The sequence below is a fragment of the Pseudomonas sp. PvP100 genome (assembly GCF_017833055.1).
GTDB lineage: Bacteria > Pseudomonadota > Gammaproteobacteria > Pseudomonadales > Pseudomonadaceae > Aquipseudomonas > Aquipseudomonas syringae.
The window spans coordinates 4,862,867-4,874,394 of the sequence record NZ_JAFIBO010000001.1 but is presented as its reverse complement, the minus strand read 5'-3'; the positions used below and the strand labels follow the sequence as shown (position 1 = coordinate 4,874,394).

General features: G+C 59.2%; 10 protein-coding genes. 5 read left to right on the top strand and 5 right to left on the bottom strand.

Translation table 11 applies throughout. The features are described 5' to 3' along the window. Nucleotides 1–66: 66 nt before the first annotated feature. The 3 genes from rho to JOE39_RS21085 all read right to left on the bottom strand — a co-directional run bounded on the left by rho (nucleotide 67) and on the right by JOE39_RS21085 (nucleotide 2,713). Entirely contained in the window at nucleotides 67–1,326 is a 1,260-nt protein-coding gene (rho, locus tag JOE39_RS21095) for a transcription termination factor Rho (protein WP_002551560.1), read from the bottom strand. A gap of 231 nt (nucleotides 1,327–1,557) precedes the next feature. After that, nucleotides 1,558–1,887 carry a thioredoxin TrxA gene (trxA, locus tag JOE39_RS21090; RefSeq protein ID WP_010413530.1) on the bottom strand — a complete coding sequence of 110 codons (330 nt, stop codon included), beginning with the start codon at nucleotides 1,885–1,887 and terminating at the stop codon, nucleotides 1,558–1,560. A 121-nt stretch (nucleotides 1,888–2,008) separates the two neighbouring features. Continuing rightward, nucleotides 2,009–2,713: a FadR/GntR family transcriptional regulator gene (locus tag JOE39_RS21085; protein WP_003365835.1), complete on the bottom strand. Its 705-nt coding sequence runs from the start codon at nucleotides 2,711–2,713 to the stop codon at nucleotides 2,009–2,011. A gap of 250 nt (nucleotides 2,714–2,963) precedes the next feature. Here JOE39_RS21085 and JOE39_RS21080 point away from each other — a divergent pair, with 250 nt between their 5' ends. From JOE39_RS21080 to ppx, 5 genes are all read left to right on the top strand, one after another. Beyond that, on the top strand, nucleotides 2,964–3,749 hold the full coding sequence (locus tag JOE39_RS21080; protein WP_003317349.1) for a transporter substrate-binding domain-containing protein: 786 nt from the start codon (nucleotides 2,964–2,966) through the stop codon (nucleotides 3,747–3,749). A 29-nt stretch (nucleotides 3,750–3,778) separates the two neighbouring features. Next, nucleotides 3,779–4,444 (top strand): amino acid ABC transporter permease, encoded by a 666-nt coding sequence (locus JOE39_RS21075; protein WP_003317350.1) that lies wholly within the window; start codon nucleotides 3,779–3,781, stop codon nucleotides 4,442–4,444. Beyond that, entirely contained in the window at nucleotides 4,441–5,091 is a 651-nt protein-coding gene (locus JOE39_RS21070) for an amino acid ABC transporter permease (protein WP_032619528.1), read from the top strand. The genes JOE39_RS21075 and JOE39_RS21070 overlap by 4 nt, the downstream gene beginning before the upstream one ends. Further along, the gene (locus tag JOE39_RS21065; RefSeq protein ID WP_003317352.1) at nucleotides 5,078–5,812 is read left to right on the top strand and encodes an amino acid ABC transporter ATP-binding protein; all 735 of its coding nucleotides are present in this window, start codon (nucleotides 5,078–5,080) and stop codon (nucleotides 5,810–5,812) included. The genes JOE39_RS21070 and JOE39_RS21065 overlap by 14 nt, the downstream gene beginning before the upstream one ends. Nucleotides 5,813–6,652: 840 nt before the next feature. After that, nucleotides 6,653–8,155: an exopolyphosphatase gene (gene ppx / locus JOE39_RS21060; RefSeq protein WP_003341571.1), complete on the top strand. Its 1,503-nt coding sequence runs from the start codon at nucleotides 6,653–6,655 to the stop codon at nucleotides 8,153–8,155. On the opposite strand, the gene ppk1 is transcribed toward ppx, so the two are convergent. Further along, entirely contained in the window at nucleotides 8,142–10,352 is a 2,211-nt protein-coding gene (ppk1, locus tag JOE39_RS21055; protein ID WP_003392490.1) for a polyphosphate kinase 1, read from the bottom strand. The two genes, ppx and ppk1, sit on opposite strands and share 14 nt — an antisense overlap. A gap of 16 nt (nucleotides 10,353–10,368) precedes the next feature. Further along, nucleotides 10,369–11,379, bottom strand: coding sequence for a porphobilinogen synthase (gene hemB, locus JOE39_RS21050; protein WP_003317357.1), 1,011 nt, complete (start codon nucleotides 11,377–11,379; stop codon nucleotides 10,369–10,371). Nucleotides 11,380–11,528: the final 149 nt, after the last annotated feature.

Here is an 11,528-nt window from a genome sequence, read left to right as displayed (position 1 = left end):
AATCGGCGGCATGCAGGCAAAAAAATGGTGCCCCGAAGGACACCATTTTTTGTTTCAGCCTGCCAGTTACTTGCGTTTCATGGACAGGAAGAACTCGTCGTTGGTCTTGGTCTGCTTGAGCTTGTCGATGAGGAACTCGATAGCCGCGACTTCGTCCATCGGGTGCAGCAGCTTGCGCAGGATCCACATGCGCTGCAGCTCGTCATCAGCGGTCAACAGCTCTTCACGGCGTGTGCCGGAGCGGTTGATGTTGATGGCCGGGAACACGCGCTTCTCTGCGATCTTGCGATCCAGAGGCAGCTCCATGTTGCCGGTACCCTTGAACTCTTCGTAGATCACTTCATCCATCTTCGAACCGGTTTCAACCAGTGCGGTGGCGATGATGGTCAACGAGCCGCCTTCTTCGATGTTACGCGCAGCACCGAAGAAACGCTTTGGCTTCTCGAGTGCATGAGCATCGACACCACCGGTCAATACCTTGCCGGAGCTCGGGATGACGGTGTTGTAGGCACGTGCCAGACGGGTGATGGAGTCGAGCAGGATAACGACGTCTTTCTTGTGCTCGACCAGGCGCTTGGCCTTCTCGATCACCATTTCGGCAACCTGTACGTGACGGGTTGGCGGTTCGTCGAACGTCGAGGCGACCACTTCGCCGCGCACGGTGCGCTGCATCTCGGTCACTTCTTCCGGGCGCTCGTCGATCAGCAGAACGATCAGATGCACTTCCGGGTTGTTACGCGTGATGTTCGACGCGATGTTCTGCAGCATGATGGTCTTGCCCGCCTTCGGCGGAGCAACGATCAGACCACGCTGACCTTTACCGATCGGTGCGCACAGATCGATCACACGACCGGTCAGGTCTTCGGTGGAACCGTTACCGGCTTCCATCTTCATGCGGATCGTCGGGAACAACGGCGTCAGGTTTTCGAACAGAATCTTGTTCTTGGCGTTTTCCGGACGGTCGTAGTTGATCGTGTCGACCTTGAGCAGAGCGAAATAACGCTCGCCTTCCTTGGGTGGACGGATCTTGCCAACGATGGTGTCGCCGGTACGCAGGTTGAAGCGGCGGATCTGGCTGGGGGAGACATAGATGTCATCCGGGCCGGCCAGGTAGGAAGCGTCTGCAGAGCGCAGGAAACCGAAGCCGTCCTGGAGAATCTCCAGCACGCCATCACCGGATATTTCCTCGCCACTTTTGGCGTGCCGTTTGAGCAGGGAGAAAATGACGTCCTGCTTGCGCGAACGGGCCATATTCTCGATGCCAGCCTGTTCGGCCATTTCGAGCAATTCGGTAATCGGCTTTTGCTTGAGTTCAGTCAGGTTCATATGGGGAATGACGTAATCATGTATGGAGGGGGAAATTAAGCTTTTGGCTTAATGAGGCCGCGCCGCAGAGAAGGCGACAGGATCGCGTACTAAATCGAAAGGAGAGCGTCGGCGACGGCTAGCAGGGGGCAACGGAGAAGCCGTTGCGGGGCCGAATGTACCACCTGATTTTCCAGGCGTCTAGTACGACACCCGAAAAAAACCCCGCGATTTGCGGGGCTTTGAAACGCTTCAGATGTTGGCGTCGAGGAACGCAGCCAGCTGCGACTTCGACAGCGCACCCACTTTGGTCGCTTCCACATTGCCGTCCTTGAACAACATCAGCGTAGGAATACCGCGAACACCGTGCTTGGCAGGAGTGTCCGGGTTTTGATCGATATTCAGCTTGGCAACAGTCAGCTTGCCTTTATAGGTGCTGGCGATTTCGTCCAGAACCGGGGCAATCATTTTGCAAGGGCCACACCATTCAGCCCAATAGTCAACAAGCACAGGACCCTGAGCCTTGAGTACTTCGGCGTCAAAGTTGGCGTCGGTGACGTGTTTGATAAGGTCGCTACTCATGGAAGTCTCCGAGGTCATAGGCTAAAAACGACGCTCATCATAGCCGGCCTCAGGTGATTCAGGAAGCGAAGGTTCATTGAGTCTGACTATGATGGCTCATGACTGGAGTTATGGCAGGCGTTCAGTTGGCGGGCGACACGAACACGATGCCGGTGCGCAGTGCCGCGCCACGAATATGGTCCTGCATGGCCTTTTGCGCTGGCCCTGACGCATGTCGGGCCAGCGCACGAAGGATCTTGCGATGCTCCTGCCAGGTTTCCATGACCCTGGCCGCCCGGATGAACGGCATCTTCTGGCTTTCCAGAAAGATGTCGGCCCCGGCAGTCACGATCCCCAGCATCGCCTGATTGCCGCTGGCGACCAGAATGTGCCGATGAAACTCGAAGTCCAGCCGCGCCGCAGCCTCGAAGTCACCGGCACGCAATTCCAGACGCATGGCTTCGACGTTGTCCTCCAATACATCGCGCTCGTCGGCGGTCAGGGTCACGGCGGCCATGCCTGCAGCGAAACCTTCCAGTGCATAGCGCAACTGAAAGGTGTCGGCCGGGGAAACCTGAGCTTCATAAGGCCAGGAAAAACCACCCGTGCGCTGTTCTGGTTCAGAAATCGACTGCACGAACACGCCTTTGCCGGGCTGGACACTGACCACTCCGAGTGCGCTGAGCGATGACAGGGCTTCACGCAAGGACGCCCGACTGACCCCCAGCAATACCGCCAGATCGCGTTGCGACGGCAGGCTCTCACCGGGCTTGTACCCTTGCTCGGCGATCAATTTGCGAATGGCCCGGAGGGCTGATTCGGGTACTGCGAGTGAAGTGTGCGGCATCACTGTTCAGGCCAGTCAGTCCAGTAAAAATCCCTTTTATCCCCATCTCGAACATTCGGCAAGCGACGCCCAGCCCTGGGGCGGCAAGGCTTTAAAGCGCGCCAAAGCAGGGCGCGAAGCCGCTCGACTGGTCAGACCAGTAAGACCATAAACACGCTGCAAACCTTGATTCATGGCAGCTCACGAGCGAATGGCATGCGCTGTGCACTGGAGACAGGCCAACACCTTTCGTTTCGCCCGGAGACTTCATATGACCAAGCGTTACAGCGCCCTGCTTACTGCACTGTTTGCCAGTCTGATGCTGAGCCAGACACCCGCCCACGCCAACGGCCTGGACGACGTTGTAGCGCGCGGCACCCTCAAGGTGGCCGTTCCACAGGACTTCCCGCCATTCGGCTCGGTCGGGCCGGACATGAAACCGCGCGGCCTGGACATCGACACCGCACAGCTGCTGGCTGACAAGCTCAAGGTCAAGCTGGAGCTGACTCCGGTCAACAGCACCAACCGCATTCCGTTCCTGACTACCGGCAAGGTCGACCTGGTGATCTCCAGCCTGGGCAAGAATCCGGACCGCGAGAAAGTCATCGACTTCTCGCGCGCTTACGCACCGTTCTACCTGGCGGTATTCGGTCCACCTGATTCGCCGGTCAAGGACATCGCTGACCTGAAAGGCAAGACCATCAGCGTCACCCGTGGCGCCATCGAGGACATCGAGCTGTCGAAAGTGGCTCCGGAAGGCGCGGTCATCAAGCGCTTCGAAGACAACAACTCGACCATCGCAGCCTATCTGGCCGGTCAGACCGACCTGATCGCCAGCGGCAACGTGGTGATGGTCGCGATCAGCGAGCGCAACCCCAAGCGCATCCCGGCGCTGAAAGTGAAACTCAAGGATTCGCCCGTGTATGTCGGCGTGAACAAGGGTCAGCCGGAACTGCTGGGCAAGGTCGATGAGATTCTGAATGCCGCCAAGGCTGACGGCTCGCTGGAAAAAGCCTCCCAGACCTGGCTGAAGCAACCGCTGCCTGCCGATCTCTGATCACCGCTTTCCGGTAACAGGATTCACCAATGGCTTATCACTTCGACTTTACACCGGTCCTGCAGAGCATCGATCTGCTGTTGCGCGGGGCTTTGTTCACGCTGGAACTGACGGCCATTGGCACGCTGCTGGGCGTCAGTCTCGGTATTGTCGGTGCCGTCGTGAGGGCCTGGAAGATTCAGCCTTTTGCGACGATCTTTGCCATCTATGTCGAGCTGATCCGCAACACGCCGTTTCTGGTCCAGCTGTTCTTCATTTTCTTCGGTCTTCCGTCGCTGGGCGTGCAGATCACGGAATGGCAGGCAGCGGTGCTGGCGATGGTCATCAACCTGGGTGCCTACTCGACTGAAATCGTGCGGGCAGGTATCCAGGCGATTCCCAAGGGTCAGCTTGAAGCATCGGCAGCACTGGCGATGAGTCGCTATGAAGCCTTTCGCCACGTGGTACTGGTTCCGGCGCTGGGCAAGGTCTGGCCGGCACTGAGCAGCCAGATCATCATCGTTATGCTGGGCTCGTCAGTCTGCTCGCAGATTGCCACTGAAGAACTGAGCTTCTATGCCAACTTCATTCAGTCACGCAACTTTCGCTCGTTCGAAACCTACATTGTGACCACGCTGATCTACCTGGCCATGGCGCTGCTGATCCGGCAATTGCTGGCCTGGATCGGGCGGCGCTACATCTCGAGGAACCGCTGATGGATTTCACCCTCTGGGACATCGTGCGCAATCTGCTGATCGGCCTGCAATGGACCTTGGCCTTGTCGCTGGTGGCCTTCATCGGCGGCGGGCTGATCGGCTTGCTGATCATGGGCATGCGCACCTCGGAAAAATCCGGCCCGCGCGTGACCGCGAAACTCTATATAGAGCTGTTTCAGGGTACACCGCTGTTGATGCAGTTGTTTCTGGTGTTCTTCGGTGTCGCGCTGATGGGACTGAACATTTCGCCCTGGGCTGCGGCGGCACTGGCCTTGACGCTGTTTACCAGCGCCTACCTTGCGGAGATCTGGCGTGGCTGCGTCGAATCGATCTCCAAGGGCCAGTGGGAAGCATCCGCGAGCCTGGCGCTGACTCCGTTCGAACAGATGCGCTATGTGATTCTGCCGCAGGCGTTGCGCATCGCGGTCGCGCCGACGGTCGGCTTTTCGGTGCAGGTGGTCAAAGGCACGGCGGTGACGTCGATCATCGGCTTCACCGAATTGACCAAGACCGGCAGCATGCTGGCCAACGCCACGTTCGAACCTTTCATGGTCTATGGCTTCGTTGCTCTGGGCTACTTCATCCTGTGCTACCCCTTGTCGCTGTGCGCGCGCCATCTGGAAAGGAGACTGCATGCCTCTGCTTAGAATTTCCGCCCTGCATAAATACTATGGCGATCATCACGTGCTCAAAGGCATCGATCTGTCGGTCGAAGAAGGCCAGGTCGTGGCGATCATCGGTCGCAGCGGCTCGGGCAAAAGCACCCTGTTGCGCACGCTCAACGGCCTGGAGTCGATCAACGATGGCGTGATCGAGGTCGATGGCGAATACCTGGATGCGGCACGCGCCGACCTGCGCACGCTGCGCCAGAAGGTCGGCATGGTGTTCCAGCAGTTCAACCTGTTCCCGCACCTGAGCGTGGGCGAGAACGTCATGCTTGCGCCGCAGGTCGTGCAGAAAGTACCAAAGGCCGAGGCCGCCAAACTGGCGAGGAAGATGCTCGAACGCGTCGGACTGGGCGAGAAGTTCGACGCCTTTCCGGATCGCCTGTCCGGTGGTCAGCAGCAACGCGTGGCGATTGCCCGCGCGCTGGCGATGTCGCCCAAGGTCTTGCTGTGCGACGAAATCACCTCGGCGCTGGACCCGGAGCTGGTCAACGAAGTACTCAGCGTGGTGCGCCAACTGGCAGCCGATGGCATGACCCTGATCATGGTCACCCACGAAATGCGCTTCGCGCGCGAAGTGGGCGACAAGCTGGTGTTCATGCACCAGGGCAAGGTGCATGAAGTGGGCGATCCGAAAGTACTCTTCGCCAACCCGAAAACCCCGGAACTGGCGAACTTCATCGGCACAGTGGAGCACGCCTGACGCTGAACGCAGAGCGTCCGGAACAGCATGTCCACGCGAAGCGATCAGCGTTATACACAAACCCCGAAGAGCCTGGAAAAGGGCTGAAGCGGCAGTGTCTGGCGGGACAGAAATCTTGGTGGGAGTGAGCTTGCTCACGAAGACTTTGGTCCAAACACCATATCTCCGGGGCCTGCACCGGCCCCTTCGCGAGCAAGCTCGCTCCCACGAAGACTTGTGTGTAACGCTGAGCGCGGAGCATGTTGCGGGCACTTATCGTTCCTCACGCTCCGCGTCACAGCTACATGCTGTATCGGGCTGGACAGAAATCTTGGTGGGAGTGAGCTTGCTCACGAAGGCGTTGGTCCAAACACCATATCTCCGGGGGCTGCACCGGCCTCTTCGCGAGCAAGCTCGCTCCCACTAAGACTTGTGTGTAAAGCTGAGCGCGGAGCATGTTGCGGGCACTTATCGTTCCTCACGCTCCGCGTCACAGCTACATGCTGCATCACGCTGGACAGAAATCTTGGTGGGAGTGAGCTTGCTCACGAAGGCGTTTGTCCAAACACCATATCTCCGGGGGCTGCACCGACCTCTTCGCGAGCAAGCTCGCTCCCACGAAGACTTGTGTGTAACGCTGAGCGCGGAGCATGGACACGATGGCGTGATTAGGGATACCTCTCGTTCCGCACGCTCTAGCGTGGTAATGCATTTGGTAACGCTCTGCGTCACATGGCATTGATAGCCATACGCCACGCGCGAGAGTAATACCGGGTATTTCCGGTGCCTGAACAGCTTCGCGTTGGCGGCAAGCATGGATCGTGGCACGATGGTCCGGTTATCGAACCGGACTTCCTGACCATGCCGCACTCAACACCCAAGAATTTTTCACTGATCGCCGCTATCGACCTGGGCTCCAACAGCTTTCATATGGTTGTGGCAAAAGCCAATCAGGGCGAGATTCGCATTCTTGAGCGCCTGGGCGAGAAGGTGCAGTTGGCCGCTGGCATCGACGAAGAGCGCCAGTTGACCGAAGAATCCATGCAACGCGGTCTCGACTGCCTGAAACGCTTCGCCCAGTTGATCAACGGGCTGCCGCTCGGTGCGGTGCGCATCGTGGGCACCAATGCCCTGCGCGAGGCGCGTAACCGCAACGACTTCATTCACCGCGCCGAAGAAATCCTCGGCCACCCGGTGGAAGTGATTTCCGGCCGCGAAGAAGCGCGCCTCATTTACCTGGGCGTCTCCCACACGCTGGCCGACACCCCTGGCAAACGTCTGGTCGCCGATATCGGCGGCGGTAGTACCGAATTCATCATCGGCCAGCGCTTCGAGCCGCTGCTGCGGGAAAGCCTGCAGATGGGCTGCGTGAGTTTTACCCAGCGCTATTTCCGCGACGGCAAGGTGACACCGGCCCGGTACGCTCAGGCCTACACCGCTGCACGCCTGGAAATCATGAGCATCGAACACGCGCTGCATCGCCTCAAGTGGGATGAAGCGATCGGTTCGTCAGGCACCATTCGTGCTATCGGCGTGGCGCTCAAGGCCAATGGTTACGGCGCTGGCGAGGTCAACGCCGAAGGGCTGGCCTGGCTCAAGCGCAAGCTGTTCAAGCTGGGTGACGTGGAAAAGATCGACTTCGACGGCATCAAACCCGACCGTCGCGCCATTTTCCCCGCAGGCCTGGCGATTCTGGAGGCCATCTTCGACGCCCTCGAGCTCAAGCGCATGGATCACTGCGAAGGTGCCCTGCGTGAAGGCGTGTTGTATGACCTGATGGGCCGCCATCATCACGAAGACGTGCGTGAGCGTACGCTCAGCTCGCTGATGGAGCGTTATCACGTCGATCTGGAGCAGGCCGCACGCGTTGAAGCCAAGGCGCTGCATGCGCTGGAGCAGGTTGCCGAGAGTTGGGAGCTGCAGCACGAGAGCTACGCCGAACTGCTGAGCTGGGCGGCCAAGGTGCACGAGATCGGCCTGGACATCGCTCACTATCACTACCACAAGCACGGCGCGTACCTGATCGAGCACTCGGACCTTGCCGGTTTCTCACGCGAAGACCAGCAAATGCTCGCACTGCTGGTGCGCGGTCATCGCCGTAATATTCCCAAGGACAAGTTCGCCGAGTTCGGCGATGAAGGCATCAAGCTGATTCGCCTGTGCGTGCTGTTGCGCTTTGCGATTCTGTTTCACCACATTCGTGGCACCCAGGAGATGCCACGTGTGACGTTGCGTGCCGACGGCCCGAATCTGGACGCCGAATTCCCGAAAGGCTGGCTGGAAAACAACCAGCTGACTCAGGCCGACTTCGCGCTGGAAGCGGAGTGGCTGACCCGAGTCGGCATCGTCTTCAGCGTACGCTGAGGACCGGGTTGCTCAGGCGCTCCAAAAGAGTCGCCTGGGCGCTTCGCGGGTTCTGATTACCGGTCGGCGTGCTGCGCACGTAACGCCCGTCCGACTGCAACAGCCAGCTGTGGGTGTTGTCGGTCAGGTAGCTTTCCAGTTCCTTCTTCACACGCAGAATCAACTTCTTGCCTTCCACCGGGAAGCAGGTCTCGACGCGCTTGTCGAGGTTGCGCTCCATCCAGTCGGCACTCGACAGGAACATCTGCTCGTCTCCGCCGTTGAGGAAGTAGAACACTCGCGTGTGCTCCAGGAAGCGGCCGATGATCGAGCGCACATGGATGTTGTGCGAAACCCCGGCGATGCCTGGACGCAGGCAGCACATGCCACGCACCACCAGATCGATGCGCACACCGGACTGGCTGGCCTTGTACAACGCCCGGATGATCTTCGGATCGGTCAGCGAGTTGAACTTGGCGATGATGTGCGCAGGCTTGCCGTCGAGCGCAAATTGCGTCTCGCGGGCGATCATGTCGAGCATGCCTTTCTTGAGCGTGAACGGCGCATGCAGCAGCTTCTTCATGCGCAGCGTCTTGCCCATGCCGATCAACTGGCTGAACAGTTTGCCGACGTCTTCACACAACGCGTCATCGGAGGTCAGCAAGCTGTAGTCGGTATACAGACGTGCGTTACCGGCGTGGTAGTTGCCGGTCCCGAGATGCGCATAACGCACGATCTCGCCCGCTTCGCGACGCAGGATCAACATCATCTTGGCGTGGGTCTTGAAGCCGACCACGCCGTAGATCACCACCGCACCGGCGGCCTGCAGGCGGCTGGCCAGTTGCAGGTTGGACTCTTCATCGAAGCGCGCACGCAACTCGATCACCGCAGTGACTTCCTTGCCGTTACGCGCGGCATCGACCAGTGCATCGACGATTTCCGAGTTCGCGCCGCTGCGATACAGCGTCTGGCGTACCGCCAGCACGTGCGGGTCTTTTGCCGCCTGGCGCAGCAAGTCGACCACGGGCGTGAACGACTCGAAAGGGTGCAGCAACAGGATGTCCTGTTTGCTGACCACGCTGAAAACGTTTTCGCTATTCTGCAGCAGCTTGGGGATGGCTGGCGTGAACGGCGGGTATTGCAATTCGGGATGGCTGTCCAGGCCGGTGATGCTGAACAGACGCGTCAGGTTGACCGGGCCATTCACCTGATACAGCTCGGACTCGTTCAGGTTGAACTGCTTGAGCAGGTAGTCCGACAGGTGTTTCGGGCAGGTGTCCGCCACTTCCAGACGTACCGCATCACCATAGCGACGCGAGAACAGCTCGCCACGCAGTGCGCGCGCCAGGTCTTCCACATCTTCGGAGTCCAGCGCCAGGTCAGCGTTTCGGGTCAGGCGGAACTGGTAGCAGCCCTTGACCTTCATGCCCTGAAACAGATCGTCAGCGTGGGCGTGGATCATCGACGACAGGAACACGAAGTTGTCGCCAGGCCCGCAGACATCTTCCGGCACCTTGATCACTCGCGGCAGCAGACGCGGCGCGGGAATGATCGCAAGACCGGAGTCGCGCCCGAAGGCATCGATGCCTTCAAGCTCGACGATGAAATTCAGGCTCTTGTTGACCAGCAAAGGGAACGGGTGCGTCGGGTCGAGGCCGATCGGGGTGATGATCGGCGCGATCTCGTCGCGGAAGTAGCGTCGTACCCAGGCCTTGAGCTTGGCCGTCCAGTGACGGCGACGAATGAAGCGGACCTGATGTTTCTCCAGCTCCGGCAGCAGAATATCGTTGAGGATCGCGTACTGGCGATCCACATGACCGTGTACCAGTTCACTGATCCTGGCCAGCGCCTGATGCGGCTGCAGACCATCAGCGCCCGCCTGTTCGCGGGCAAAGGTGATCTGCTTCTTCAGGCCTGCAACACGAATCTCGAAGAACTCATCGAGGTTGCTGGAGAAGATCAGCAAAAACTTCAGCCGCTCCAGCAATGGGTAGGACTCATCGAGCGCCTGTTCCAGAACCCGGATATTGAACTGTAGTTGCGACAGCTCACGGTGGATATACAGGCTGCTATCGTCCAGGTTCGGAGCGACGATAGCGGGCACCGCAGCGGCGGGTGCCTCGATGGCCGGGATTACTTCGATGTCAGGTTCGACCACGGGTGTTGCCTCCGGGACATCGACTTGAACAGCGGCTTCGATGAGTGCTTCGGTATTCATGAATGTTCCTGTGAGGCTATTGCCCCTTCAACAGTTGAGCGGCGCGAACAGCAAAGTAGGTAAGAATGCCGTCGGCGCCGGCGCGTTTGAAGGCAGTGAGGGACTCGAGAATCACCCCTTCACTCAGCCAACCGTTCTGGATTGCGGCCATGTGCATCGCGTATTCACCGCTGACCTGATACACAAAGGTCGGCACTTTGAACTCATCCTTGACCCTGTACAGAATGTCCAGATAAGGCATGCCAGGCTTGACCATGACCATGTCGGCGCCTTCGGCAAGGTCGGCTGCCACTTCGTGCAGAGCCTCGTTGCTGTTGGCCGGGTCCATCTGATAGGAGGCCTTGTTGGCCTTGCCCAGATTCAGGGAGGAACCCACCGCATCACGGAACGGACCGTAGTAGGCACTGGCGTACTTGGCCGAATAGGCCATGATCCTGACATTCACGTGCCCGGCCAGCTCCAAAGACTCGCGGATGGCCTGAATGCGACCGTCCATCATGTCCGATGGTGCGACCACCTGAGCACCGGCATCGGCGTGCGACAGCGCCTGTTTCACCAGCGCGTCGACAGTGATGTCGTTCTGAACGTAGCCCTCTTCGTCGAGGATGCCGTCCTGACCATGCGTGGTGAACGGGTCCAGCGCCACATCAGTGATGACGCCCAGCTCCGGGAAACGGTCACGCAGGGCGCGGGTCGCGCGCTGGGCGATGCCGTCCGGGTTCCAGGCTTCGGCACCGTCGAGGGATTTCTTTTCCGGCGGTGTCACCGGGAACAGCGCCAGCGCAGGGATACCCAACGCGACCCAGTGCTCGGCTTCCTTGAGCAACAGATCAACGCTCAAGCGCTCGACGCCAGGCATCGAGGCGATGGACTCACGACGGTTTTCACCATCGAGAACAAATACGGGAAGAATCAGATCGTCGACAGTGACAACGTTTTCACGCACCAGCCGACGGGAAAAGTCGTCGCGGCGATTACGGCGCAGACGAGTGAGAGGAAACAGGCGGTTAGCGGGGGTAAAGCTCACGGCGAGACTCCTGAGCCCGCTTACGCGGGCAAGCGCGACAGTTATAAGCCGCCATTATGACCAATGTGTGACAGTCATGGTTCGACCTGCGACTGCACGTCGCGGTCACGGCCTTAAAGGGGATACGACCATTGTGGTTGCAAGAATCT

Coding starts and splice junctions, on each gene's coding strand:
- rho (WP_002551560.1), bottom strand. CDS start 1,326: ATGAACCTGACTGAACTCAAGCAAAAGCCGATTACCGAATTGCTCGAA.
- trxA (WP_010413530.1), bottom strand. CDS start 1,887: ATGAGTAGCGACCTTATCAAACACGTCACCGACGCCAACTTTGACGCC.
- JOE39_RS21085 (WP_003365835.1), bottom strand. CDS start 2,713: ATGCCGCACACTTCACTCGCAGTACCCGAATCAGCCCTCCGGGCCATT.
- JOE39_RS21080 (WP_003317349.1), top strand. CDS start 2,964: ATGACCAAGCGTTACAGCGCCCTGCTTACTGCACTGTTTGCCAGTCTG.
- JOE39_RS21075 (WP_003317350.1), top strand. CDS start 3,779: ATGGCTTATCACTTCGACTTTACACCGGTCCTGCAGAGCATCGATCTG.
- JOE39_RS21065 (WP_003317352.1), top strand. CDS start 5,078: ATGCCTCTGCTTAGAATTTCCGCCCTGCATAAATACTATGGCGATCAT.
- ppx (WP_003341571.1), top strand. CDS start 6,653: ATGCCGCACTCAACACCCAAGAATTTTTCACTGATCGCCGCTATCGAC.
- ppk1 (WP_003392490.1), bottom strand. CDS start 10,352: ATGAATACCGAAGCACTCATCGAAGCCGCTGTTCAAGTCGATGTCCCG.